Here is a 24,020-nt window from a genome sequence, read left to right as displayed (position 1 = left end):
CGGACGGGCCAGGAGTCAGACCCGCCGCATCCGGTAGACGCAGGTCCGGTAGGGCATCTCGACGCTGTCGCGGCCGGCCAGGGCCGGGTCGGTGGCGGCCAACCCGCCCGTCTCCCGGTCCAGGCGGGCCCGCTCGGCGAGGCCGGCGGTCAGGTAGGAGGAGCGGGACCGCACCAGGTCGATCAGCCGGTCCGTCGGGAGGGTCACGGTGTGCTCGATCAGGCCGCGTTCGGGTTCGGTGAACCACGGCGTCACCGGCCCGTACTGCCAGGCGCTTTCCAGGCCGTATCCCTCCTTCCCGACGATGCCGGACAACGCGGCCACCCAGGGGGTCCGATCGTCGCGGACGTTCCACATCGCCGCGAAGACGCCGTCCTTGCGCAGCACCCGGTGAATCTGCGGCAGCGCGTCCTGCGGAGTGAACCAGTGGTACGCCTGCCCGACCACGACGGCGTCGACGGACTCGTCCGGCAACGGGATGTCCTCCGCGCTTCCGGCGAGCACCTGCGTGCCGGGGTTGCGTTCGGCGGCCACGGCGCGCATCTTCTCGTCGGGCTCGACCGCGATCACCTCATGACCGACGGCGCGCAGGACACCGGTCAGCAGCCCGGTGCCCGCCCCCAGATCCAGTACGCGCAACGGCTCGGCGCCGACGGCGTAGGCGACCGCTCGCGTCGGGTAGGTGGGCCGGATCGAGTCGTACAGGCGCGCAGCTGAACCGAAGGACAGTGCAGGGGTCGACATGCCTGCGAGCGTACCCGGATCCGTGCGGCGGTACCGGCGTGGCGGCAGCCAGTCTCGGCGGCCTCGACTCACACCGAGCTGGCGGGTTCGGATGCCCCCGGCTCGAAGGTGAAGTCCATCGGGAACGGGTTCGGAACGACGTCATCGGACCAGAGACAGGCGACTTCGACCGTCCCGGTGTCCGATGCCGGACTTGGCGGTGCTGCGGATCCGCTTGGTGCGGCCGGCTTCGGCGAGGATCTCGACGGCCTCGGTGTTCGTCCCGGCGGCGGTCTTGAGCTGGAGCCAGTCGGACGACGCGAGCAGGTCGTCCGGCCGCCAGGGCAGCTCGAGCGTGACGGCGCGGAAGAGCGCCCACTCCCGCAGGCGCCGGGCCAGGAAGGGGTTGTCGATCGTGGCCCGGGTCATCGCCTGCGCCCACTCCTCGTACGCAGGATCGGAGAGGAGGTCGGCGGCTCGACGGTCAAGGTGCCGCAGGACCGCGGACTGGGCCATCGTCCGGTGCGGATCGGTGAGCACGCGGCCGACCAGCTCGACCTCGTCCGCGTCGGCGACCTGCTGCAGCCTGTCGAGGTAGACCGCGAAGCGGACGTGCTCGTCCGGGGCCGACAGGATGTCGTGGCGGTTCATGCAGGCTGCCTCTCGCGCTCGACGACATGGCCGGTGTTCAGATGGTCAACCGGAAAGGTACGCCCTCCGCAGGCCGTCCCTGACCGGCTCGGTGGCGACTGACGGCTGCACGACTGCCGGCCCTCTCGCCTGTGCCGTCCGGCCCGCTCAGACGCGAGGCGGCAGAACCTCGATGATCTCGGCGAGGCCGGCGACCGGCTGGGCCTCGTGCATGGTGATCATGTCACCGGGCTTCAGGTGCCGCCACCGCTCGGGTTGCAGGGGAGCCAGACGGATGTCGGCAGTCTCCCCGGGGCCGAGTTGCGGCGTGAACTCCACCCACAGCCTGGCGATGTTCAGATCCTGTCGTCCGTCCGCGGTCCGGTTGCCGATGTCCCACAGAGGCCTCAGCCGGCCATCTCCCGCGAAGGCGGTCCGGCGGCCGCCCTCGTCGGCGCCCACCAGGGCCAGCGTCGCGCGGACCGTGCCGTGCCTGACTTCCCATGCCCGCCACTCGCACCAACGGCGGCTGCGGTCGAGCATCATCTGCCCGGCGGCCTCGGCGAGCATCTCCCAGAAGGCGACCGGCACGGGAGGGACATCCGCGATCTCGATGAGCCCGTCGAGCGCCAATTCCCACTCCTGGAACGCGATCTCCTCGCGGACATTCTCGACGGTCCGGCCGTTCTCTGCCGCAGCGTCCTCCGGCAGCAGGTCGGCCGCCCGTAGCAGAAGTGTGAACGCGTCATCCATGGCTGGATTGTCGCCCGGTCCCGGGCGCTTTGTCACAGACGGCCTGACAGGTCCCGGCGGCGGCGCACGCCCGAACGCACCGCCCCCTGTCCGCGCCGGCCGCGGGCTAGGGTGTGCTGCTGAATCGGCCGACGGCCGAACGTCCCAGTGAGGAGCGCTCCGTGACAGCCGCCGCAGAAGCCGTCCGACGGGCGGCGTTCTTCGACCTCGACGAGACGCTGGTGGCCCACACGACCCTGCTGAGCTTTCTCCGCCATCACCTGGCGGCCACCGGGCGGCCCGCCGGGGAGTACGAGCGCGTCGTCGCGGACATCCGGCAGGTGGGGGTCAGGGGCGGCGGACGTGAGGAGGCGAACCGGGCCTTCTACGCCCGGTTCGCGGGGGAGTCGGTGGCCGACCTGGCGGCGTGCGGCGAGGAGTGGTTCCGGCGGCAGCTGGCCGCGGGGGGCTTCTTCCATGAGCCCGGGGTCTCCGCCCTGGACCGGCACCGGGCCGAGGGACACCGGACCGTGGTGGTGTCCGGTTCCTTCTTCGCCTGCCTGGACCCGGTGGTCAGGCACCTCGGCGCGGACGCGGCCTTCGGCACCGAGCCCGTGGTCGAGGACGGGCGGATGACCGGCGCGATCGTGGAGCCGATGATCGGCGCTGCCAAGGGGCGCCTCGTCGCGTCCTGGGCCGCGAAGCACGGCGTCGACGCGGCCGACTGCTTCGCCTACGGCGACCACGCCTCGGATCTGGAGCTGCTGCGCGCGGTCGGCCACCCGGTGGCCGTCGGCGAGGATCCGGTGCTGCGTGCCCACGTCGCCCGCAACGGCGGCCGCACACTGCCCGGCGTCGCTCCCCGGCCGCGCTGACCCGCAGGCCGCGCCGGCCCCGAGCCCGAGCCCCGAGCCCGGAGCCTGGGCGCCCTCGCACCGCGCGGAGCAGCGCGGTGGACAGGGCCATGGGTGCGGGTTTGGCTCTGTGAGCGGATCGGGACCGGCGGGAGGCTGGAGGTCCGTTCACGAGGGAGGTTTCGATGTCGGGTGTGGCATTGGATCGGGCGCGGCTCGAGTCCTTGGCTGCCGAGTTGATGGAGCGCCAGTTCGAGCGGGTGCCCCGCATGCGGGAGCTGCACTCCGGTGAGTGGATCGAACGGGACTACTACGTACGGCACATGACGGAGACGGTGCTGCGGATCCGGCTCAACAACGAGGTCGACACGTACGCCCTCTTCAAGGTCGGGTCGCAGGACGACACCCTGGCGGCCCGCCTCGCGCAGTACCTCGCCGAGGAGTTCGGCCACGAGGGCATGTTCACCCGGGACCTGGCCAGGTTCGGCGTCGGGATCGACGCGCTCAACGCGACCCCGGTGTTCCCCTCGACGGCCAAGCTGATGGGATACCTGCGCCTCGCGGCGGACACCCGGGGCCCCGCGCCCACCACCCTGTGGGACTGGTTCGTGGAGTGGTACTCGGACCGGTACAACCAGGTCATCACCGACAAGGCGGCCGAGGAGTTCGGCCGCGAGTTCGTCCGGGGCACCCAGACCCACCTGGACTTCGACGAGGCGCACGACCACGACGAGCTGATGTTCCGTACGGTCTCCCGCGCGGTCGCCCGCTTCGGAACAGCGGAGCAGGCCTACGCGGACCTTGCCACCTACGTGGACCTGATCGGCGACTATTTCGCCGAGCTCCACGCCGCCACCGCGGTCCGGGCGGTCTCCCGTGCGTGAGCCGCGCCGGGACGCCCGGCTGCTGGTGGTCGAGCCGGTCGGATCGAGCCTCGCCGTGCTCGACGCCGCCCGCGAGCTGGGGGTCGAGGTCGTGGTCGCCACCTTCGACCAGGGGGACCGCACCCTGTCCGCCGCCCTGCGCGACCGGACCGACCACCTCCTGCGCGTCGACACGAACGACGAGGCGGCGCTCACGGACGCGGTGCTCGAACTCCACGCCGAGCACCCCGTCACCGCGGTCGTCCCCGGCTTCGAGTTCTACGTCGACACCGCCGCGCGCCTGGCCGCCCGCCTCGGCGTGCGGGGACTGGCCGTCGACGCGGCCCGCCGGCTTCGCGACAAGTCCCTGATGCGGGACGCGCTTGACGCGGCCGGGCTGCGGGTGCCCCGCTACGCCCGCGCCGGGAACGGCGCCGAACTGGAGGCAGCCGCCCGCCTGGTCGGCTTCCCCGCCGTCCTCAAGCCGACCCGCTCGGCGGGCAGCGTCCACGTCAGCCGGGTGAACTCGCTCGCCGAACTGCACGCCGCCTACGCCTGGATGCGGCAGGACCCGCGCACCGATCTGGGACGTGGACTCGACGGCCGGGTGCTGCTGGAGGAGTACCTGGCGGGGCCCGAGGTCAGCGTCGAGGGCTATGTCGTCGACGACGAGGTGGTGATCGTCTCTGTGACCGCCAAGGAGCTCGGTCCCGAGCCCAGCTTCGTCGAGGTCGGCCACACCGTAGGGACCGAGCTCGACCCGGAGGTCCGGGCGGCGATCGAGAGCTACGTCGCCGACGTCTGCCGCGCCCTGGGGGTGACCTTCGGCCCCTTCCACGGCGAGCTGCGCCTGCCCGACGGCCGACCGGTCCTGATCGAGATGGCCGCCCGGCTGGCCGGGGACCACATCTGCGACCTCATCGCCCTCGCCACCGGCACCAGCCTGCCGAGGATCATGCTGGCGTCCTACCTCAGCCTGCCCCCCGAGCAGGTGGCCGCGGCCGTGGCGCCCGCCGTGAAGTGCGCGGCCATCCACTTCTTCACCGCTCCGGAGCTGACGACGCTGACCCGGGTCGAGGGCTGGGACTCCCTGCTGCGCTCCGAGGGCGTCCTCGAGGCGGAGCTCTACCTGGCTCCCGGGGACGCCGTGCCGCCGCTGGAGGACTTCCGCGGCCGCCTCGGCCACGTGGTCTTCACCGCCGACTCCGTCGCCGAGGCGCAGCAGCGCCGCGCGGTCCTGGCCGGGGCGGTGCGCTTTGAGTGAGCAGATGTCACCGCTGTACCTGGTCCTGAACCGCTACGACGACGAGTTCGGCGAGTACCACCGGTTCGTCGACCGCGGCAGCTGCCGCCTCGCCTACATCACCCTCGCCGCCGGACTGGACGTGCTCGACACCGCGGGCGCGGTCGACACCGTCGTGGTGGAGAGCCTGGACCTGGCCACGGTGCTCCCGGTGGCCCGGCGACTGGTCGCGCGCCACGGGAAGCCCGCCGGCATCGTGGGTCTGTCCGAGTTCGACCTGCACACCGCGTCCGAACTGCGGGCCGAGCTGGGCGTGGCGGGCTGGGCGCCGGAGTTCGTGCTGACCTTCAGGGACAAGGTCTGGATGAAGGAGCTTGTCGCCGCCGCGGGCGTGCGCGTGCCGCGCTTCCGCGAGCTGGACGACACGTTCACCGCCTCCCGGGTGGAGGCCGAAGTGGGCATGCCCGTCATCCTGAAGCCGCGGGCCGGCGCCGCGTCCAGCGGCGTGGTCCGCGCGGCCGACGCCGCTCGGCTGGAGCGGGCCCTGGCGTCCGTCGACCCGCGCGACTACGAGTGCGAGGAGTACGTGGAGGGGGACATCCACCACGTCGACGGCGTCCGGCGGGGCGGTGCCTTCCACTTCGTGAGCGCCTCCGCGTACGTCAACACCTGTCTCGACTTCGCCCACGGCACGCCGTTGGGTTCGGTCCTGCTCGACCCCGGACCGCTGCGCGACCAGGTCCTCTCCTTCGCGGCCGACTGCCTGGACGCCCTCGCCCTGACGGACGGGCCCTTCCATCTGGAGCTCATCCGCACCGCCGCGGGCGAGCTGGTCTTCCTGGAGGTGGGGCTTCGGCCCGGCGGCGCCGAGGTCGCGTTCATCCACCGGGACCTGTACGGGATCGACCTGATGGAGGAGGCCTTCCGCGCCACCCTCGGGTTGCCGTCGCGGACCGCTCCCGAGGAGTTCGACGAGTACCGCGCGGGAGGCTGGGCGCTCATGCCCGAGCCCCGACCGTTGCCCAGCCGGATCACGGACGTGCGGGGTCTGGGCGGTGGGATCCCGCAGGTCTACGAGGAGATCAGCCCGGCGGTCGGCGACGTGTTCGACGGCACGGGCGGTTACTGGCACGTCGGGGGCCGGTTCCGGCTGCGCGGCCGCGACCAGGCCGAGGTGCGTCAGGCCGTGCTGCAGATCTTCGAGCGGTACGTCGTGACGGCCGAGCCGCTGCCCGCCCGCGAGGAAGCGGCCCTGCCCGCCCGGGAGTCGTCGGTGCTGCTCGCGGTGGGGGAGGGGGCCGTATGATCACCGCGGCAGCGGTCCTGCAGCTCAGCAGGGGCGGAGAGGAACTGCTCGACGTGGCCTTCCGGCCGGCCCGGCCGGAGGACGTGGACGGGATCCTGGACCTGTCCGCGCCCCACGTCGCCGCCGGTGCCCTCCTTCCGCGCCGCCGGACCGAGTACGAGGAGCGGGTGGGTGACTTCTTCGTCCTGGAGGCCGACGGGACCCTGGTGGCGTGCGCCGGTGCGGCACGCTGCGGCGGTCGCGCCGAGATCTACAACTTCGCCGTCCATGAGGGCCTGCGTGGCCGGGCGTTCGGCGGCGTGCTGCTGGCGAGCCTGCTCGCCGAGCTGCACGCCCGGGCGGTCCGGGAGGTCGTCCTGTTCTCGGGGACGGCGGCAGGCTGGTTCGAGCGCCACGGCTTCGAGCGGCTCGACGCCGCCGGACTTCCGGCAGGCGGCGCCGGGCGCACCGGGCCGGCTCGGGGCTCGGTGCCGCTGGGTCGCACCACCACCGGCGGCTTCGACGCCCCGGACGTCCTGGGCCGGATCGCCGGACTGACGGTCCGCTTCGCGCGCTCGGGTACCGCACACCGCTGGGACCCGCGGTTCGACTCGCTCCTGCAGTTCGCGGACCACCACGGGATCGAGGTCGACTCGCGGTGCTGGGCCGGGGTCTGCGGAACCTGCCGGACGTCGCTGACCCGAGGCACCGTCAGTTGCCACACCCGGCCCTGTGCCGAGCTGGAGGAGAGCGAGATGCTGCTGTGCACCGCCACGCCGGTGAGCGATCTGGTGCTGGACCTGTGACCGGGCCGGACCGGCTTCGCGCCGACGCCCTGATCGTGCAGTGGATCCGGCCGCGCCGCCTGGTCGCCGCCGGGCCTCTGGTCGAGGGGGTCTTCTTCCTCGCGCTCGGTGTGCTGCTCACAGTGGTCCTCACGGAGGCCGCCCATCGGTCCGTGCACCAGAAGGCGTCCGTGGCGGCCGTCATCGGGCTCAGCACCCTCACCGCGGCCTGTGTCACCAGCGGGGTGCACGCCGTGCTGCTCGCCGTCAGGACGAGGCGGCGAAGGGCCCTGCAACTGGCGCTCGGTGTCGGTCTGGCCTGGGCGTCGGTCCTGGCAGCGGCCCTCAGCGGTCTGCTTCGGGGCTGACCTCCGAAGCGGACCGCTCCGCACCGGCGTCCACGGTGCGCGTCCGGCGCAGCGGAGAACGCAGCAGGCGCAGGGAGGTGAGCGTCAGCGATCCGGTGACCAGCACCAGGGCGGCCGAGCCGCCCAGCGCGTCGAGGAGCGCCCCGCCCAGCAGTGCCCCCAGCGGCAGCGGAGCCATCGCGACCAGCCGGTAGACCGCGGTGACGGCGCCCAGGTACTGCGGCGGGGGAAGGGCCGAACGGAAGCTCAGCGCGAACACGTTGTAGGCCGCCAGGGCGACGCCGTTGACGACGAAGGCCACCGCCAGCACGGCCTCGGCCGGAGCGAACCTGGCCAGCACGCATCCCGCCAGCAGCGAGAGGCCGGCGACGATCAGGGATCCGCAGACCACCGCTCCTGCGTGCATCCGGGGCCCGACCCTTCCGACGACCAGTGAGCCGACCAGGGCCGCGCCGCCGCCGACCCCGAGCACCGTCCCAATCGCGCCCCCGGACAGGTGCAGGGACCGGATCCCGTAGATCATGAAAGCGGTCAGGAACGCCTGCTCGTGGAGGTTGAACAGCGCGGACTGCAGACACAGGTCGCGAAGGGACCTGTTACGGCGCACGAAGTCCAGCCCCGCCCGCATCGTGATCCCGCTCGGCGTGCCGTCGCCGCCTGCGGCGGGAGCCGGGAGGCGCACGGTCCGGAAGAGGACGATGGCGGCGAGGAAGAGCGCCGTGACCACCGAGGCCGTCGGGGTGAGACCGAGGCGGCGTGCTCCGTACCCGGCCAGTGCGGGTCCCGCCAGCTGCGCCGCCGAGTAGCTCGCTTCGAAGAGGCCGTTGCCCGCGGTCAGCTGGTTGCCGGAGAGGAGCCGGGGAGCCGCCGCGTCGTAGCCGATGTCGTGGAACACCGCGGCGGATCCGACGACGACCGCGACGCAGACCAGCGGCCAGAAGCTCAGGCCGGTGACGAGGCAGAGGGCCGCGAGGACCGCTGTCGCGACGCCGCGCAGCAGGTTGCAGGCCACCAGCAGGGTCCGGGTGGGCATGCGGCCGGCGAGGGAACCCGCCGCCGGCGACAGCACGACGACCGGCACGAACTGCGCCGCGGAGACCGCCCCGACCTCGAACGCCGTGCCGTGCAGCGCGGTGGCGGCCAGCAGCGGGAGCAGGAACTGCGCGATCTGGTGGCCCAGGCGCGCGACGGCGTCCCCGGTCCACAGGCTCCGGAACGCGGCGACTCGGAGCGGGGGTACCCGGCGCGGCGAGGTGGCCTGCCGGGTGGGTGCGCCGGGTGCGACGGCGGGGTTCATGCGGCGACCAACTCCCGCTCCCGGTGCGACAGGCGCGGTCCCTGATGGTGGGATTCCCGCACCTGCGGTCCCCGAAGGTGCGCCGCGGCCCGGACGAGGTTCCGCACGCCCTCGGCGAGGACGTCGGCGGGCTGCACGTAGGGGAGACGGACGAAACCGTCGAGCGACCCCTCGACGGCGAAGCGGGAGCCGGACAGCACGTCGACGCCGTGGTGCGTCGAGGCCGCGGCCGCGAGCCGCGAGCCGATCCGTTCCCCGAGGTCCACCCACAGGGACAGCCCGCCGCGTGGCGCGGTGAAACGCCAGTCGGGTGCCAGCGCCCGCAGCGCCTCGACCAAGGCGTCCCTGCGGGTGCGCAGCACGGTGCGGCGCTCCGTCAGCAGCGCGTCGTGGGACTCGAACAGACGGCAGGCGATCAGTTGGTTGACCAGGGAGTTGCCGGCGTCGCCCGGCCCTCGCAGGCGGGCCAGCCGGCCGATCACCGTGGCCGACGCGCGGATCCAGCCGAGGTCGAGCCCGCTCCAGAGGACCGGGGAGAGCGAGCCGATGCTCACCACCTCGCCGCGGTTGCCGTAGCAGGCCAGCGGCGCCGCCGCGGTGCCGTCCAGGGTGAGGTCGGCCAGGGTCTCGTCGGCGACCAGGACGGTCGCGGAGCTTCGCGCCGCGGACACCACCTGCCGTCGGGCGGCGTCGGACATGAGGTGGCCGGTGGGACGGTGATGGTCCGGCATGAGGTACGCCAGCACCGGCCGTGCCTGGCGGAGCGCCGAGCCGACCAGGTCGGGGTCCCACCCCTGGGGGCCGAGGCCGACGGGGAGCGGCCGTCCGGCGATCGACCGGATGGCGTGCAGCGCGTCGGGATCGGTGGGCGAGTCGACCAGGACCGGCTCGAACCGGCGCGCCATCAGGCGCAGCAGCAGCCCCCAGCCCTGGTAGGCGCCGGTGGTGATCATCACTTCGCCCGGCGTCGTGGGCAGGCCGCGTCGGCCGTAGTGGGCGGCGATCGCCTCGCGCAGCTCGTACAGGCCCACCCGGGAGTGGGCGGCGTCCGCCGGGTGGCCGCCCAGCTGCGCGGCGGCGTGGTGCACGGCGTCGGTCAGCAGCGGGCCGGGGTCGGGCGTCGTGTCCGTGGCGAGGTCGATGCGCGCGCCCGCGGCAGCGCCCGCGGGCCGCTCGGCCGGGGCGGGACGCGGGCGCCGCGCCTCGCCGGGGAACGCGGTGACGCTCCCGGCTCCCCGCGCGCCCTCAAGGTAGCCCTCCGCGCGCAGCAGGCCGAAGGCCGCCGTCACCGTGTTCCGGCTGATCCCGCAGTGCGTCGCGAGGCTCCGCTCGGAGGGGATCCGGGTGCCGACGGGCAGCCGGTCGTCGGTGATCAGCGCGCGGAAGGCCGACGCCAGGGCGACGTACGCGGGTCGCCCGTCGACCCAGTCGCCCAGCAGTCGGACGGCCTGGAGTGCGGTCAACGAGTAGTTCACCTTGGGCATGGCGCCGGGAGGCAAGGGGACTCCAACGAGAAGGGGCCGGTCGGGCTCAGGAGAGGTGGTCGGCGAGTTCGCCGCGTCGGCGGACGTCCAGGGAGCAGCAGTGGAGTCCGCCGCCGAAGGTCCGTCCGTGGCGGAACCTGGCCGGGACCGGTTCGACGCCGACCGCTTCGAGCTGACGCATGATCCGCGGCTGGTTGTCGGGGACCAGGACCCGGTCCGGGCCCAGGGCGAGGATGTTCATGCCGATCCACACCGAGGCGCGGGGCCAGCCGAAGGCGTAGCCGTCGTCCTCGGGTTCGTCGACCCACACGGTCCTCCAGCCCCGCAGCTGTTCGGGGATGCGGTCCGGGCTCAGGCGCGCGGAGTTGGCCAGCAGCAGCCCGGGGCGCAGGATGTGCAGGGTCGTGCCCACGTGGTCGGAGCAGATGGACATCTCGTGGACCCGGTAGTCGGGGCCGAGGACCCGACGGATCCAGGCCGCGCCCTTGCGGTTGCCGGAGTTGCTGACGTTGAAGAACACGTCGCGTCCGCAGCGCAGCATGTTCGCGCCGTCGAAGAGCGGTTCCAGCTCGGCGACGACGGAACGGCCCGGCTCGTAGCGGTAGGTCTCGTCCGGCAGCGTCGGCTTCGGCGCGGCGAGCCAGGCGGCGCCGTCCTCGAAGTACTCGTCCAGCAGGCGGCGGTAGGGGAGCGTCTCGAAGTAGCGGGCGCGCATCGCCATGGGCGCCTCGATGATCCTGTCGCCGAGCACCAGCAGGCAGTCACGCGGCATGAGGGCGTGCATGGCGACCGACGCCCAGCCCGGCGCCGAGTAGCGCAGGTCCGGTCGTGGCGGTTCGGGCCGGCGGACCGTCACGTCGGCGGCCTCCAGCAGCTTGCTCAGGTCGTGGAAGTCCTCCTCGGTCTCCTCGACGACCCTTCGGAGGGTGGAGGCGCTGATCCGCTCCTGCTCCGCGCCGGGCGGGGGCTCGAAGAAGTGCCGGACGGAGACGTCCACCGGCGGCGAGGTGAAGCCCTGCGCCGTGCCGAGAACGATCTCCTCCAGCGGGTCCCAGTCGTTGGTGCTCCATACGCGCGACATGGTGTTCTATCCCTTGGCAGTGGTGGGGGAGCGGAAGCCCAGGCCGAAGGGCTGGGAGGTCGGCATGATCTCGATCATGTTCACGTTGACCCGGGCCGGTTGTGCCAGGCACCAGGAGACGGCCTCGGCGATGTCCTCGGCGGTCAGCGGATCGACGTCCCGGTACAGGGCGTCGGCCCGCTCCTGGTCGCCGTCGAAGCGCACGAGCGCGAACCCGGTCCGCGCCATGCCGGGCGCGATGCAGGTCACCCGGACGCCGGTGCCCTCCAGGTCGGTCCGCAGGCCGAGGCTCAGTTGGTGGGTGAACGCCTTGGTGGCGGCGTAGACGTTGCCTCCCGTGTACGGGTAGACGGCGGCCACCGAGCCGATGTTGACGATGTGTCCGCTGCCGCTCGCGATCAGGTGCGGCAGCACCGCCTGCAGGCAGTGCAACTGCCCCATGACGTTGGTGTCGACCATCTCGCGCCACTGGTGCACGGCGGCGGACTGGACCGGGCCGAAGCCCCTGGAGAGGCCGGCGTTGTTCACGACGACCTCCACGTCGGCGAAGTCGTCGGGGAGCAGGGCGAACGCCTCGGCGACCGCGTCCTGGTCGCGGACGTCCACCTCCAGGGGCAGCACCCGCCCGTCGGGCACCTCGTCGCACAGTTCCTTGAGGCGGTCCATCCTGCGGGCCACCGCCACCACGGGCCGTCCCTGCGACGCCAGGCGTCGCGCCGTGGCGCGTCCGAATCCGGAGGACGCTCCGGTCACCACCGCCGATCGTGTGTGGCTCTGCACGGGATCCCCGTTTCTCGCGTGTGCGGTCGCGGTCGAGTTGAGCGGCGCTCAGGTGTCGTGCAGCGAAACCGGGCAGGTCCAGGCCGGGCCGACGGGCCGCCCCGAGTACTGCCGGGCCTCGGAGACCTCACCGAAGTCGGCGAGGTTGGGATTGATCGAGTGCTGCAGCCGCAGCTCCCGGTCCCGGATCTTCCGGCGGAGGCCGTCGTACGATCCGTTCGCCTTGAGCCGCCTGAACTGGTGGTGCGAGTTGAAGGCCAGGGCCGGGCGGCAGAACCGTCGGGAGATCCGTGAGGCCTGCGGATGCAGGCCCACGACGAAGAACGGATGGCCCACCGCGCTGAAGCCGAAGTCCCCGGACTCCGTGTCGATGTCGACGCCCGGGGCCCACGCGTGCTCCCGCCGGTCGAGGCGGTGCAGCCGCGCGAGCTGCAACCACAGCAAGCGCTCGAACTCCGGCTCGGCGAGATCGGTGGGTCCGTCGAAGAGCGCGACGAAGGACCGGAAGTTCTCCGCCGGGGCGGGGCCGTCCTCGCGGTCGCCCTCGGGGCCGTCCAGGACGAAGCGACGCAGCCCCGCGTGCAGGGCCGCCGTGGCCGAACCGGTGCCCATCGTGCCCAGTTCGGCGCAGGTGAGGATCCCCCGGCGCAGCGACGCCTTCCCGCCCAGGCAGGAGAAGGACTCGCTGCTGATCCACTCGACGAGGGATCCGCGGACGGCCTCCGCCGCCGGCTCCGGCGCTCTCGCGATCGCCGTGGCTCTTCGGTGCGCGGGCATGGGGCCGGCACTTCCCTTCGGACAGGACTCGGTGTTTCAGGCGGCCCGGCCGGAGCGGGCCGGCGTCGGCTCCCGGCCCGGCCCGGAGCCCGTGGCCGGGGGAGCGGCCGGCGGGTGCGGCGGCGTCCGGGAGGCGGGTACGGGGAGTTCGTCAGGGTCGAGGTGGACCGGACGCGGCGGGAAGGTCAGCGGGACCCGGAGCATCACCACCGGATTCAGCTCGGCCCACCAGGCGCGCAGGCCCTCCGACCAGCGGTGCAGCAGGCGGCGCAGCAGCGCCGTGAGGATCGGACGCACGGTCAGCTCCCGGCTCCGTCCCGGAACCACAGCACACTCTCGGCCACGATGTCGCCGTCCTGGGCCAGGACCACCCTGACGGAGGTGGTGCCGTCCGGGCTCCGCGCCTCGATCCGGCCGGTGACCTCGGCGGGCCGGTCCAGTTCGGCGAAGCGCAGGAAGTCGGTCCGGCAGGAGAGCGGCACCGCCGTGGGGTCGGCCGTCAGGACGAGGGAGGCCTGGCGCATCGCCTCCAGGACGACCATTCCGGGGACGTGGTCGACGGGGTGGTCGAAGAGCACGGGATGGCTCCGGTCGCAGCGCAGCAGCCAGGTGTCCGGGCGGGAGCCGGGGGAGAGGACGACGTCGGCCGCACTGTCGCGGCCCACGGCCGCCGGGTCCACCGGGGGCAGGGAGGCCGCGTCCGGTGCGGGCCGGTGCGACACCTCGCCCCGCAGCCGCCGGTAGACAGCCGGGGAGACGCAGCTGAAGCGGCAGCGGGCCTGCCCCACCCATTCCAGGTCGCGGTACAGGGCCACCTGCAGGTCGAGCCCCACCAGCCGCTGCCCGCGCCGCTGGACGTTGTCGCAGCGCGCCTGGAGCAGCAGGTCGGTCGGGGTCGAGCCGCAGGCCAGACCCGCGTCGGCGATGTCGAAGTCGAGGCCGTTCAGGATGAACTGGTCCCCGAGCGGGACCTGGTAGCCGGAGTGGCCGATGAGCAGCCCGGCCTGCCGGGTGGTCTCCGCGAAGAGCAGCGGATCGTGCAGGCCGGCGCGGCTGCGGTAGTAGCTGTGTCCGCGGGGCCACTGGGCGCTGAGCACGAAGGCGTCCGCCCGGTCCTGGTGAAGGTTGGTCAAGAACACTTCGGAGACCGAGGCCCGGTGGACGAGGCCGCGCGGCACCGGCTGTTCGTAGCGCCCCGCGGTGCAAGCGGCGGCAGGCCCGTCGAGCATGGCAAGTGAGTGGCGCATGACAGAGAAAGTCCTCCCCTGGCCGCCCATGTGGGCGATCGACTTGAAAAAAACCTACCGGCAGGAATATTCAGCGAGCAAGCGCCGTCTCACACCTTGAGAACCGCTTGAGTCCCCGCTGGTCAGGGGCGATGCCGACGATGTCCCGCATGCCGGCGCGTTGACCCTCGTCTGCCTCGGTGATAAAAACCCTTCCCGAAGGTATTTTTCTTGAGCGGGACTGGAGGGGTCGTGGACTTTTCCGTACTGGGACCGGTCGAGGTGCGCGACGGGGTGCAGGACCTCACCCTGGCCGCGGCCATGCCCCGGCGTGTCCTGGCCACACTGCTGCTGAACGCCGGGCGGATCGTCTCCCATGCGACCCTGAGCGAGGAGCTGTGGGACCAGGAGCCCCCGCGACTGGCCAGGAAGACCATCCAGACCTACCTCTACCAGCTGCGCAAGATGCTGGCCGGCGCTCCCTCGACGGGGGAGCGCCAGTGGTTGGAGACCCGCCCCAACGGCTACCGGATCGTGCTGCAGCCGGGCGAGCTCGACCTCCACGTCTTCCAGCAGCGCCTCTCCCTCGGCCGCGCCGCCCTGGCCGACAACGACCACGCCCGGGCCGCGCGCCTGCTGCGCGAGTCCCTGGCCCTGTGGCGCGGCAGCCCGCTGGACGACGTCGTCCACGGTCCGGTCCTGGCCGCCGAGGCCGCCCGGCTGGAGGAGACCAGGCTGGCCACCCTGGAGCAGCGGATCGAGGTGGACCTGCGCATCGGACGCCACCGCGAACTGGTCGCCGAACTCCAGACGCTGACCCGGCAGCACCCGCTGCGCGAGGAGTTCGCCGCCCAGCTGCTGCTGGCCGCCTACCGGTCGGGGCAGCGGGAGGAGGCGCTCGGCTGCTACGCCAGGCTGCGCCGGAACGTGGTCGACCAGGCCGGCCTGGAACCGTCGGAGCGCCTGCAGCGGCTGCACAACGCCGTGCTCGCCTCCGCCCCCGGACTGAACATGCCCGAGCGGTCGCCCGCCTCCCGGCCCTCCGTGCGGATCAGGCCCGCCGAGATCCCCTCAGGAAACGTCGACATCGTCGGCCGGTCCGCCGAAATGGCCACGCTGGAACGCCGGCTGGGCCGCCCCGGCGCCGTGGTCACCGTCAGCGGCGGCCCCGGCTCGGGCAAGACGGCACTGGCGGTGCACGCGGCGCAGCGGGTCAAGGACCGTTTCCCCGACGGGCAGCTGTTCCTCACCCTGCACGACCCCGACGGCCGGCCCCGCGACCCGCTGGACGCCCTGCACAGCCTGCTGCGCACCACCGCCGTGGGCGAACTGCCCACCTCGCTGGAGGAGTCGGCCCGTCGGTTCCGCAGCTGGACCGCCGACCGCAGGGTGCTGCTGCTCCTCGACGACGCGGCCGCCAACGACCAGATCGCCCACCTGCTGCCCGGCGGCAGGGACTGCGCGACCATCGTCACCAGCCGCAGGCGCCTGGCCGGCCTTCCCCACAGCGGCGGCGTGAGCCTGGACCGGCTCTCCGCCACCGACGCGCTCGCCCTGCTGGCCACCGCCGCCGGACCCGACCGCGTGGCGGCCGATCGGGGTGCGGCCCTGGAACTGGTCCAGCGCTGCGACCTGCTCCCGCTCGCGGTGTGGACCGCCGGACAGCGCCTCGCGGCGCGACCCGCCCTGACCGCCGCCGAGCTGGCCGGCCGGCTCGCGCCCGAGCAGAGCCGCCTGGCCGAGCTGAGCATCGCCGACCTGGACGTCCGGCAGCGGTTCGACACGGCGCTGAACCGCCTGGACGCGGGGGACCGGCAGACCCTCGCGCTGCTGGCCGGTCTGGGGGACCGCGAGTTCGACCTCGCCGAACTGGGGCGGGTCCTGGGCCTCCGCCCCGACCGGGCCGAGTCCCGTATCGAGGCGGTGCTCGACGCGCACCTGCTGTGCGACCGCGACCAAGCGACCGGGGCCGGGTTCCGGGTCCCGACCCTGGTCCGTCTCAGCTGCGCCGCCCGCGGCCAGGCCCCCTCGGCGCATCATCGGCGGGCCGAGGGCCAGCCGGCGGTCCGCTTCAGGACCGCCTCGCGGCTGCGCCCGCGCGTCCACTGCTCGGCCGGCCCGGCCGGCCCGCACATCCGCGGCTGACGGCCGGTCACCCGACCGCCCCGGTCAGCGGACGCCGCACGCCTCCCGCATCAACGGGGCCGGCGGGGCCAGGCGGATGTCGACCGAGGCCAGCAGGCGGTCGGCCAGCGGTCCGGCCGCGGCCGCCGACGCGGTGCCCACGACCAGGACCCCGTACCGCTCCAGGTTGGAGCTGACCGCCCTGGTGCGGCTGCCGACCCGGAGTGTGAGCTCGGCCGCCAGGAGGTCGGAGCGGGAGGCGACCTCCTCCCACCGGTCGATGCCGGCCACGGTGCCCTCCGGCACCGTCACGAACCGGGCCGCCGCCCCGCGCCGCGGGGCCGTGGGCGGGTCGACCGGGCGGCCCAGGAGGTCGTCCAGCCAGGCGCCGTAGAGCTCCAAGCCCGGATGGATCCACTCCACCATGGCGTGGATCCAGTCGCCGCCCTGACGGACGTGGACCTCTCCCAGCACGACGCCGTCCGCCGTGAGCCAGCACTCCACATGGAACAGGCCGTGGCGCACCTCGAGCGCGTCGAGCGCCCGCTCGACCTCGGCGGTGACCGCCTCGGTGGCGGCAGCGCCGATCGGTGCCGGCATGGTGTGGCCGCACTCGACGAACGATTCGGCCGACACCTGCTTCGCGGTCACGGCGAGCACCCGGGGCCGCCCGGCGGCCATGATGCCCTCGACGCTGAACTCGGGCCCGTCCACGAAGGTCTCCACCAGGGCGACCCCGTCCGCGTCGCACGCGCGGGCGAAGGCGGCGGGCATTTGGTCCGGGTCGTCGACCCGCTCCACGCCCTCGCTGCTGGAACCGCTGCGCGGCTTCACGACCACGGCGCCGCCCACCTGGCGGTGGAAGGCCTCGGCCTCCCGCCCGTCGGCGCACAACCGCAGCGTGGGCTGGCGGAATCCGTGCCCGCGCAGGTGTTCGCGGCAGGCGTCCTTGAGCCGGACCCGCCGCACCGCCTCGGGCGGATTGCCTGGCAGGCCGAGCGCCGCGGCGACCTCTGCCGCCGCCACGACGGCGTACTCGCGGAAGGCGAGCACCGCGTCGATCCGGTACTCCGCCGCGTAGGCGGTGGCCCACTCGACGCAGCGCTCCGCGTCGGTGAAGTCCAGCGCCGCCACGTCGTCGGCAAGCCGGGTGAGCTCGGGGCTGGAGTCCAGGTTCCCCGCCAGGTCCGTCAGGACGATACGGCTTCCCCGCGCGCGGAGTTGGGCCAGGGCGCGGGCGCAGATGTCGTGGACGTAGCCGGTCGCCGCCGGGGCCGCGCCGCCGAGGATCAGTGTCGTGGTCATGGTCCTTCCTACGGCGGCCCGGTCAAGGCGCGACCAACCCGCAGCCAATGTCCACGTGGTGAGACGGGGGTGCGAGTATGTCATTTGAGATGCCTAAGATGACATCATCAGCACATCAAAAGCAGCTGAGATGACATTTAGGGAGTGGCATGTCCGAGCAGACCGTCCTCGTCGTCGAGCCCAACTCCTCCGGGAGCGGCCTGGTCTTCGCCGTTCAGCGGCTCGGACTGCGACCCCACGTCTTCGACCGCAAGCCGGTCGAGCAGTTGCCCGCGCACGTCCGCATGGCGATCGACGCCGGCTGGGCCGACTACACGCGGACCGAGATCCGCGACCTGGAGGCCGTGATCGAGGCGGGCAGGGACCTGGCCGCCCGCACCCGACTGGTCGCCGTGGTGCCCGGATACGAGTACGTCGTCGACACCTGCGCGCACCTGGCCCGCGCCCTGGGCCTGCCCGGCCTGGCCCCCGAGGTCGTCGACGCCCTGCGCGACAAGGCGCTGATGAAGGCGGAGCTCGCCGCCGCCGGAGTCGGCGTCGCCCGCAACACCCTGCTGGGCACCGACGCCGACCCCGCCGCGGTGATCGCGAAGGTCGGGCTGCCCGCCGTGCTGAAGCCGGTCGACGGCTCGGGCAGCCAGTACGTGCGGCGGGTGGACAGCGCGGCCGAGCTGGCCGACTACCTCGCCGAGGTGCGGGAGCACCCCATCGAGGACTACGGAAAGGTCCTCGGACCGTCACTGCTGGCCGAAACCTACGTCTCCGGGCCCGAGTTCAGCGTCGAAGGCTATGTCGAGGGTGCGGGCGACGCCCTGCGCGTGCACGTCCTGGCCGTCACCGAGAAGCACCTGGGCCCCGAGCCCACCTTCGTCGAGGTCGGCCACGTGGTGGAGGCCGCGATCAGCGACGAGCAGCGCGCGCAGCTGGTCGACACCGTCCACCGCGCCGTCCGTGCGCTGGGCATCACCGTCGGCTGCTTCCACCTGGAGGCGCGGCTGACCCCCGACGGACCCTTCGTCATGGAGGTCGGCGCCCGCCTCGGCGGCGACCGGATCCCCTGGCTGGTCCAGGCGGTCTGGGGCGCGGACATGTGGGAGCTGGCCGTGCGCTCCTTCGCCGGCCTGCCCCAGCCCGCCACCGTCACCCGCACCGCCCCCCGGGGCGCGGCCGGCGTCCGTTTCTTCAGTGTGCAGGAGCCCGGCCGCATGGACGACCCGGCCCGACTGCTCGAACGCCTGCTGCGGATCGAGGGCTGCATCGAGGCCGAAGTCACCGCGGAGCAGGGCCAGGAAGTCCACCACGCGGTCGACCTGCACAGTCGCTTCGGGCACATCGCCATCGAAGCGCCCAGCCGCGCCGCCCTCGACGAGCGCATCGCCCGCGCCGACCGATACGTCCGCGAAGCCGTCCATTCGGCCGTCCCCGCCGGCCACTGAGCCGCGCAGAGGAGAAGACCACCGTGAAGATCCTGATCATCAACCGCTGGGACGACGACCACCAGAGCGACTACGGCTCGCGGATCGACCACGACCGGCACCAGGTCAGCTATGTCACCGTGCCCAAGCACCTGCCGCGCATCCCCGACGCGGCCCGGCACATCGAGGTGGTGCCCGATCTCGCCGACCCCGCGCCCGTCATCTCCGCGGCCGAGGCCGCGCACCGGGCCGTCGGCCCCTTCGACACGCTGCTGGCGCTGTCCGAGTTCGACCTGCTCACCGGCGCCGTCGTCCGCGAACGGCTGGGCATACCCGGACCCGACACCGAGGCGGTCACCGTCTTCCGTGACAAGGCCCGGATGAAGGAGCGGGTGGCCGCGGGCGGACTGCGGGTGCCGCAGTTCCGCGAGGTCACCGGCGTCGCGCAGGTGGCGGAGTTCCGGGCCGCGCTCGGCGCGCCCGTCGTGGTCAAGCCCCGGGCCGGCGCGGCCAGCGTCGGCACCTTCGTGGTCCGCCCCGACGAGGACCTGGACGCCGTCCTGGCCGGCACCGACCTGAGCGACTACGAGGTCGAGGAGTTCGTGGAGGGCCCCGTCTGGCATGTCGACGGGCTGATGGACGAGCGGGCGATGATCTTCGGCCGGGCCTCCCGCTACATGGACACCTGCTACGGCTTCTCCCAGGGCCGTCCCCTGGGCTCCGCCGTGCACACCGGACCTGAGGCCGAGGAGATGCTGGCCTTCACCGAGGCCTGCCTGCAGGCGCTGGGCCTGGACCGGGGCGCCTTCCACTTCGAACTGATCCAGACCCGCACCGGGCCGGTCTTCCTGGAGGTCGGCGCGCGCTTCGGCGGCGGGGAGATCCCCTGGGTGTTCCAGGACGTCTACGGCGTGGACCTGATCGGCGACTGGATCAGGCTGGAACTCGGCGAGCCGGTGCGGACGGTCCCGGCCGGCGACCGGCCCGACGCCGAGCACGGCGGCTTCCTGCTGGTACCCGAACCGCGCGGAACCAGGCTGGTCTCCCGGCCCTCGATGACGGGGACGGTGCCCCACCTGTACGCGGAGGAACTGCCCGCCGCCGGGCACCTGTTCGACGGAAAGGGCGGCTACCGCTTCATCCTGGGGCGCTTCCGCTACCGCGGCCCGAGCCCCGAAGCGGTGGAGGAGGCCATCAGGACCACCATCGAGGGCTACCGCTGCCGGCTGGAGGAACTGGAGCCCGAGGACGCCCCGTCCGGGCTGCGGGCCGACCGGCAGGTCCTGACGGCGTCGGCGGGACGGTCACGATGACGCGGCTGCTGACGCCCTATCGGCGGATCTTCGCGGTGCCAGGGACCCTGGCCTTCAGCTCCGCCGGGCTCATCGCCCGACTGGCCACCGCGATGTTCCGCTTCGCGATCGTCGCGATGCTGGCCCAACGCCCCAGCGCCTACGCCCTGGCCGGAGCCGTGACCGCGACCCAGGCCATCAGCTACGCGATCGTCGGCCCGCGCCTGTCGCGCGCGGTCGACCGCCACGGCCAGCGCCGTGTGCTGCTGCCCGCCGCTGCCACCGGCAGTGCCGCACTGACCGCGCTGGCGCTGGCCTCGGCCCTGGACGCGCCGCACTGGACCCTGTTCGTGGCCGCGGCGGGCGCCGGCGTGATCCCCAACGCGGGATCGATGGTCCGTGCCCGCTGGGCGGCGCTGCTGAGCGGGACCGAGCACCTGCACCCGGCCTACTCCCTGGAGTCGGTCGTCGACGAGGTCGTCTTCACCGTCGGACCGGTCCTGGCCATCGGCCTGGCCACCACCCTCGCCCCGCAGAGCGCCCTGTTCCTGGCGGCCGCCCTGCTCGCGCTGGGCTGCTGGCTGCTGGCCCGTCAGACCGCGACCGAACCGCCGCGGACCGCCCGGGCCCGCACCGTGCACCGGGGCAGCGCCCTGCGCTTCGCCGGCATGCCGGCCCTGGTGCTGACCTTCCTGGCCATCGGGGCGATCTTCGCCTCGGTGGAGGTGGTCACCATGGCCCTGGCCGCCGCGCAGGGCCACTCCTCGCTGGCCAGCCCGGTGTTGGCGGTCTATGCCGTCGGCAGCGCGGCGGCCGGGCTGGCCTACGGCGGCTTCCGTCCGCGCGGCACGCTGCGTCAGCGCCTGCTGGTCGGCACCGCGTTGATGACGGTGACCATGGTGCCGCTGCTGCTGACGGGGAATCTGCTGCTGCTGGGCGTCGCCCTGTTCGTCGCCGGCGGCGCCTGCGCGCCGACCATGGCCACCGCGCTGGGAGTGATCGAGACCGCGGTGCCCAAGGAGCGACTGACGGAGGGGATGACCTGGTCGAGCACCGGGCTCGGCTTCGGCATCGCGCTGGGCGCGGCCCTGGCCGGGCAGGTGGTCGCCGCGGCGGGCCCCCGGACGGCCTTCGTCGTCCCCGTCGCCTGCGGACTGGTCGCCGTGCTCGCGGCCGTGCCGGGCGTGCTCGCACGCAGGCGGACGGAGCGTCAGGAACCCCCGGCCGGCGCCGAGGCCGCCACGGTGGCCGAGGCGACCGTGGTCTCCGCCGGCCTGTAGCCGGTCACGTCCCGGCGTCCGGCTGCGCGCCCGATCCCGGCCGGTCCGGCGAGGGCCCCGGGCCCAGGCCTGGGGACGGGGACGGTCGACCGCGGCCGCTCCTCGCCCCAGGGCCTCACCCGGGGGGCCTCCCGGTGCGAGAGCCTCGCCGGGGCCGGCAACTGCTCCCGTCGCACGGCGACCGCGGCGGCCAGCCTCAGCAGGGAACCGATGTCGCGATGGCATGGCCCGGGATCCAGCCCGTACCCCTCGGCCCGCTCGGCGAGGAACCTGGCCAGCGTTCCCGGATCGAGGTGGAGACCGTCGGCTTCCTCCAGGCGCGAGGGCGGACCGCTGGCGAGCAGGACCCACAGGCCCGCCACCAGCGCGGCTTCCTCGCTACTCCACTCCTCCACCGGGCGGGCGCGCAGGGCGCGCAGCAGGTCGGCCTCGTCGGCTGCGCCGACGGACCGCCAGGGAACGTTCCCGTCGCCCGGGCTGGTGAAGCAGCGGTCGCCCACGTAGACCCGGACCGGCGCCGTCCGGGCCAGTGCGCGGTCGATGAGGTCCAGTCGCCGGTCGAGCTCGGTCCGCGTCCGGGCGGCGAGCCAGGCGCGCAGCCGCAGCCGTTCGGACTCGGCCTGCCGGCGCTCCGCCTGCCAGCGGGTCACCGCGCGGCCGAGCTGTCGTCGGGCGGCGACGCCGGTACCGCGGACCAGGGCCACCGGCTCGGCGTCCTGGTCCGGGCCGACCAGCTGGACCCGGCCGGTCGGGGTGAGGCCCACCCGTACCGTGGCGTGCCCTGCCTCGACGGTACGCGCACCACAGCCGTCCATGAGGGCGACGGCCCGGCACGGCACCGAGCCGAAGAGGCGCACCAGCGCGCGCGACTCCGCGGGCAGGCTGCCGAGCCCTCGGGGGACGGGAATCGTCCCGTCCAGCGAGAGCAGCGCCTCCAGAACGGCCGAGGCGTCGGGCGCGGCGGCTCGGCCGGCGGCGGCGACGCGGCTCAACAGGACGTCCCAGTCCGTGCTCGCGATCATGCTTCCCCCGTGGGTGCTGAGGTGACGGTCTGTCCGATGAGAAAAAACCTACTGGCAGGAATCTTATTTCCTCAAGCACTGTCCCGTATCGCGGAACCGGCAGGCGACGGGCCGCCGCAGGCCGTTCAAATCCCGGTCAAGTCCAGGGAAAGCGGACCAGGGGCGGCGCTTCTCGACCCGTCGGCCCTTCTGCTGTGCTGAATCGACTCGGGACACCCCCGGGCCGCCCACGACACCCGACCGTCCCGAGGGGTCTCCAGCATGTTCGTACTCGTCTCTCCCGTGTTCAGCGGCGCGGATCTGGCCCGGGCCTTCCAGGAGTTGGGAGCGGACTTCGTTCCCGTCTACTCCGGGGGCCGGCACGACGCCGACCGGCTCGCCCGGCTGCGGCCCACCGCCGTCATCGCCGCCAGCCCGATCGGCGGCGCCTACGCCGAGCAGCTGGCCGGGGAGCTCGACCTGCCCCGGCACGACCCCGAACTGGCCTCCGCCCGCAGCGACCTCGCCCTGATGACCACGACGCTGCGGCAGGCCGGACTCCCCGCCGTCCAGGGCGCCACCCTCGCCCGCGACAGCGCCGTCGACGAGCTCCTCGACACATGGAACGACTGGCCCGCCGTGGTCCGCCCGGCCTCAGGGCGGGCCACCGGCGTGATGCGGCTGTGCCGCACCGCCGAACAGGCCCGGGCGGCGATCAGCGCGATGCGCGACGCCTCGGGCGCCGAGCGGCTGGACATGCCGCTGCTGCTCCACGGGCTGCCCGAGGGGGACGGCTACGAGGTGCACACGGTCAGCTCCCGCGGACGCCACCTCGTCACCGAGGTGCGCCGCCACCACGAGACCGTCGCCGACGGGGTGGTGAGGCTCCGCCACAGCGAGACCCGGGCCGCGCTGACGGCGGCCGAGGAGCAGCTGGTCGCCGCCGCGCGGGCGTGCCTGGACGCCCTCGGGATCCGCGAGGGCGCCGCCGCCGTCGGCCTCCGACTCGGCGCGGACGGCGCGCGGCCGACCCACGTCCAGCCCTGGTTCGACGGGCCGCGCCAGCCGGACGACCCCTACTTCGCCGCCCTGGGCACCACCCGCGCCCACCTCCTGGCGGAGAGTCTGCTGCGTCCCGACCACTTCGAGCTGCGGCTGGCGCAGCCGTACGGGCGGCCGCAGGGGCTGATCCGTGTCGACCTGCACGCCCGTCCCGGTCACGGCAGGCTCCGCGGCATGCCCGGGCTCAACCGGCTGCGCCGTCTGCCCGGCTTCCACAGCGTGGCCGGACTCCCGCAGCCGGGCAGCCCCGCACCGACCGGCGCCGCGTCCGCCGGCGCCCACGGGTCGGCGTACTTCGTCCACGAGGACGAGAGCCTGCTGCGCAGCTCCGCAGCGGTCGTCCACAGCATGGAGGACACCGGGACGCTCTTCGACTACGCCGACTGAGGCCGTCCTCACGCACAACCCGGAGG

At 73.4% G+C, this 24,020-nt stretch carries 23 protein-coding genes; 11 read left to right on the top strand and 12 right to left on the bottom strand.

The window, feature by feature from the left end:
- Positions 1 to 15: 15 nt before the first annotated feature.
- From BS83_RS09290 to BS83_RS09280, 3 genes are all read right to left on the bottom strand, one after another.
- A complete protein-coding gene (locus tag BS83_RS09290; RefSeq protein WP_037603374.1) occupies positions 16 to 744 on the bottom strand; it encodes a class I SAM-dependent methyltransferase in 729 nt (242 codons plus the stop codon).
- Between the two features lie 141 nt (positions 745 to 885).
- Positions 886 to 1,374: a hypothetical protein gene (locus BS83_RS09285; RefSeq protein ID WP_051942872.1), complete on the bottom strand. Its 489-nt coding sequence runs from the start codon at positions 1,372 to 1,374 to the stop codon at positions 886 to 888.
- Between the two features lie 147 nt (positions 1,375 to 1,521).
- Positions 1,522 to 2,106 carry a hypothetical protein gene (locus BS83_RS09280; RefSeq protein WP_037603373.1) on the bottom strand — a complete coding sequence of 195 codons (585 nt, stop codon included), beginning with the start codon at positions 2,104 to 2,106 and terminating at the stop codon, positions 1,522 to 1,524.
- Positions 2,107 to 2,267: 161 nt separating this feature from the next.
- On the opposite strand from BS83_RS09280, the gene BS83_RS09275 reads away from it, so the two are divergent.
- The 6 genes from BS83_RS09275 (at position 2,268) to BS83_RS09250 (ending at position 7,483) form a co-directional block, all read left to right on the top strand.
- Positions 2,268 to 2,960: an HAD family hydrolase gene (locus tag BS83_RS09275; protein WP_037603372.1), complete on the top strand. Its 693-nt coding sequence runs from the start codon at positions 2,268 to 2,270 to the stop codon at positions 2,958 to 2,960.
- Between the two features lie 203 nt (positions 2,961 to 3,163).
- Positions 3,164 to 3,823 carry an iron-containing redox enzyme family protein gene (locus tag BS83_RS09270; protein WP_198035193.1) on the top strand — a complete coding sequence of 220 codons (660 nt, stop codon included), beginning with the start codon at positions 3,164 to 3,166 and terminating at the stop codon, positions 3,821 to 3,823.
- Entirely contained in the window at positions 3,816 to 5,066 is a 1,251-nt protein-coding gene (locus tag BS83_RS41610) for an ATP-grasp domain-containing protein (protein WP_051942871.1), read from the top strand. The genes BS83_RS09270 and BS83_RS41610 overlap by 8 nt, the downstream gene beginning before the upstream one ends.
- Before the next feature lie 4 nt (positions 5,067 to 5,070).
- On the top strand, positions 5,071 to 6,351 hold the full coding sequence (locus BS83_RS09260; RefSeq protein ID WP_051942870.1) for an ATP-grasp domain-containing protein: 1,281 nt from the start codon (positions 5,071 to 5,073) through the stop codon (positions 6,349 to 6,351).
- Positions 6,348 to 7,136 (top strand): GNAT family N-acetyltransferase, encoded by a 789-nt coding sequence (locus BS83_RS41605; RefSeq protein ID WP_051942869.1) that lies wholly within the window; start codon positions 6,348 to 6,350, stop codon positions 7,134 to 7,136. The genes BS83_RS09260 and BS83_RS41605 overlap by 4 nt, the downstream gene beginning before the upstream one ends.
- Positions 7,133 to 7,483, top strand: coding sequence for a hypothetical protein (locus BS83_RS09250; protein WP_037603370.1), 351 nt, complete (start codon positions 7,133 to 7,135; stop codon positions 7,481 to 7,483). Before BS83_RS41605 ends, BS83_RS09250 begins: the two co-directional genes overlap by 4 nt.
- Here BS83_RS09250 and BS83_RS09245 read toward each other — a convergent pair.
- The 7 genes from BS83_RS09245 to BS83_RS09215 form a co-directional block, all read right to left on the bottom strand.
- Positions 7,461 to 8,780 carry an MFS transporter gene (locus BS83_RS09245; RefSeq protein ID WP_037603369.1) on the bottom strand — a complete coding sequence of 440 codons (1,320 nt, stop codon included), beginning with the start codon at positions 8,778 to 8,780 and terminating at the stop codon, positions 7,461 to 7,463. The genes BS83_RS09250 and BS83_RS09245 overlap by 23 nt on opposite strands.
- A complete protein-coding gene (locus BS83_RS09240; RefSeq protein WP_063774331.1) occupies positions 8,777 to 10,243 on the bottom strand; it encodes an aminotransferase-like domain-containing protein in 1,467 nt (488 codons plus the stop codon). The genes BS83_RS09245 and BS83_RS09240 overlap by 4 nt, the downstream gene beginning before the upstream one ends.
- A 67-nt stretch (positions 10,244 to 10,310) precedes the next feature.
- Positions 10,311 to 11,345: a hypothetical protein gene (locus BS83_RS09235; RefSeq protein ID WP_037603368.1), complete on the bottom strand. Its 1,035-nt coding sequence runs from the start codon at positions 11,343 to 11,345 to the stop codon at positions 10,311 to 10,313.
- A gap of 6 nt (positions 11,346 to 11,351) precedes the next feature.
- Positions 11,352 to 12,098, bottom strand: a complete 747-nt coding sequence (locus BS83_RS09230) for an SDR family NAD(P)-dependent oxidoreductase (RefSeq protein ID WP_232248186.1) — start codon at positions 12,096 to 12,098, stop codon at positions 11,352 to 11,354.
- 75 nt (positions 12,099 to 12,173) lie between these two features.
- Positions 12,174 to 12,902, bottom strand: a complete 729-nt coding sequence (gene gntA, locus BS83_RS09225; RefSeq protein WP_037603366.1) for a guanitoxin biosynthesis heme-dependent pre-guanitoxin N-hydroxylase GntA — start codon at positions 12,900 to 12,902, stop codon at positions 12,174 to 12,176.
- A 36-nt stretch (positions 12,903 to 12,938) separates the two neighbouring features.
- Positions 12,939 to 13,199: a hypothetical protein gene (locus tag BS83_RS09220; protein WP_037603365.1), complete on the bottom strand. Its 261-nt coding sequence runs from the start codon at positions 13,197 to 13,199 to the stop codon at positions 12,939 to 12,941.
- Between the two features lie 2 nt (positions 13,200 to 13,201).
- Complete coding sequence (locus tag BS83_RS09215) at positions 13,202 to 14,149, bottom strand: ScbA/BarX family gamma-butyrolactone biosynthesis protein (RefSeq protein WP_198035192.1); 948 nt, start codon at positions 14,147 to 14,149, stop codon at positions 13,202 to 13,204.
- Between the two features lie 231 nt (positions 14,150 to 14,380).
- Between BS83_RS09215 and BS83_RS09210 the strand changes: the two genes are divergently transcribed.
- Positions 14,381 to 16,273, top strand: coding sequence for an AfsR/SARP family transcriptional regulator (locus tag BS83_RS09210; RefSeq protein WP_051942866.1), 1,893 nt, complete (start codon positions 14,381 to 14,383; stop codon positions 16,271 to 16,273).
- 24 nt (positions 16,274 to 16,297) lie between these two features.
- Here BS83_RS09210 and BS83_RS09205 read toward each other — a convergent pair whose 3' ends face one another.
- Positions 16,298 to 17,557, bottom strand: a complete 1,260-nt coding sequence (locus BS83_RS09205) for an ATP-grasp domain-containing protein (protein ID WP_051942865.1) — start codon at positions 17,555 to 17,557, stop codon at positions 16,298 to 16,300.
- 149 nt (positions 17,558 to 17,706) lie between these two features.
- Between BS83_RS09205 and BS83_RS09200 the strand changes: the two genes are divergently transcribed.
- The 3 genes from BS83_RS09200 to BS83_RS09190 are packed head-to-tail and all read left to right on the top strand — an operon-like array spanning position 17,707 to position 21,544.
- Positions 17,707 to 18,993, top strand: coding sequence for an ATP-grasp domain-containing protein (locus BS83_RS09200; protein ID WP_051942864.1), 1,287 nt, complete (start codon positions 17,707 to 17,709; stop codon positions 18,991 to 18,993).
- A 23-nt stretch (positions 18,994 to 19,016) separates the two neighbouring features.
- Positions 19,017 to 20,285, top strand: coding sequence for an ATP-grasp domain-containing protein (locus BS83_RS09195; protein WP_051942863.1), 1,269 nt, complete (start codon positions 19,017 to 19,019; stop codon positions 20,283 to 20,285).
- Positions 20,282 to 21,544 carry an MFS transporter gene (locus BS83_RS09190; RefSeq protein ID WP_063774139.1) on the top strand — a complete coding sequence of 421 codons (1,263 nt, stop codon included), beginning with the start codon at positions 20,282 to 20,284 and terminating at the stop codon, positions 21,542 to 21,544. The genes BS83_RS09195 and BS83_RS09190 overlap by 4 nt, the downstream gene beginning before the upstream one ends.
- Here BS83_RS09190 and BS83_RS45275 read toward each other — a convergent pair.
- Positions 21,475 to 22,566, bottom strand: coding sequence for a hypothetical protein (locus tag BS83_RS45275; RefSeq protein WP_037603364.1), 1,092 nt, complete (start codon positions 22,564 to 22,566; stop codon positions 21,475 to 21,477). The two genes, BS83_RS09190 and BS83_RS45275, sit on opposite strands and share 70 nt — an antisense overlap.
- Before the next feature lie 261 nt (positions 22,567 to 22,827).
- Between BS83_RS45275 and BS83_RS09180 the strand changes: the two genes are divergently transcribed.
- Positions 22,828 to 23,994 (top strand): hypothetical protein, encoded by a 1,167-nt coding sequence (locus BS83_RS09180; RefSeq protein ID WP_037603363.1) that lies wholly within the window; start codon positions 22,828 to 22,830, stop codon positions 23,992 to 23,994.
- Positions 23,995 to 24,020: the final 26 nt, after the last annotated feature.

The sequence above is a fragment of the Streptacidiphilus rugosus AM-16 genome (assembly GCF_000744655.1).
Lineage (GTDB): Bacteria > Actinomycetota > Actinomycetes > Streptomycetales > Streptomycetaceae > Streptacidiphilus > Streptacidiphilus rugosus.
The sequence above is the reverse complement of the archived record's forward strand: the minus strand, read 5'-3'. Positions and strand labels throughout refer to the sequence as shown.

Coding starts and splice junctions, on each gene's coding strand:
- BS83_RS09290 (WP_037603374.1), bottom strand. CDS start 744: ATGTCGACCCCTGCACTGTCCTTCGGTTCAGCTGCGCGCCTGTACGAC.
- BS83_RS09285 (WP_051942872.1), bottom strand. CDS start 1,374: ATGAACCGCCACGACATCCTGTCGGCCCCGGACGAGCACGTCCGCTTC.
- BS83_RS09280 (WP_037603373.1), bottom strand. CDS start 2,106: ATGGATGACGCGTTCACACTTCTGCTACGGGCGGCCGACCTGCTGCCG.
- BS83_RS09260 (WP_051942870.1), top strand. CDS start 5,071: ATGTCACCGCTGTACCTGGTCCTGAACCGCTACGACGACGAGTTCGGC.
- BS83_RS41605 (WP_051942869.1), top strand. CDS start 6,348: ATGATCACCGCGGCAGCGGTCCTGCAGCTCAGCAGGGGCGGAGAGGAA.
- BS83_RS09245 (WP_037603369.1), bottom strand. CDS start 8,780: ATGAACCCCGCCGTCGCACCCGGCGCACCCACCCGGCAGGCCACCTCG.
- BS83_RS09235 (WP_037603368.1), bottom strand. CDS start 11,345: ATGTCGCGCGTATGGAGCACCAACGACTGGGACCCGCTGGAGGAGATC.
- gntA (WP_037603366.1), bottom strand. CDS start 12,902: ATGCCCGCGCACCGAAGAGCCACGGCGATCGCGAGAGCGCCGGAGCCG.
- BS83_RS09215 (WP_198035192.1), bottom strand. CDS start 14,149: ATGCGCCACTCACTTGCCATGCTCGACGGGCCTGCCGCCGCTTGCACC.
- BS83_RS09205 (WP_051942865.1), bottom strand. CDS start 17,557: ATGACCACGACACTGATCCTCGGCGGCGCGGCCCCGGCGGCGACCGGC.
- BS83_RS09200 (WP_051942864.1), top strand. CDS start 17,707: ATGTCCGAGCAGACCGTCCTCGTCGTCGAGCCCAACTCCTCCGGGAGC.
- BS83_RS09190 (WP_063774139.1), top strand. CDS start 20,282: ATGACGCGGCTGCTGACGCCCTATCGGCGGATCTTCGCGGTGCCAGGG.
- BS83_RS45275 (WP_037603364.1), bottom strand. CDS start 22,566: ATGATCGCGAGCACGGACTGGGACGTCCTGTTGAGCCGCGTCGCCGCC.
- BS83_RS09180 (WP_037603363.1), top strand. CDS start 22,828: ATGTTCGTACTCGTCTCTCCCGTGTTCAGCGGCGCGGATCTGGCCCGG.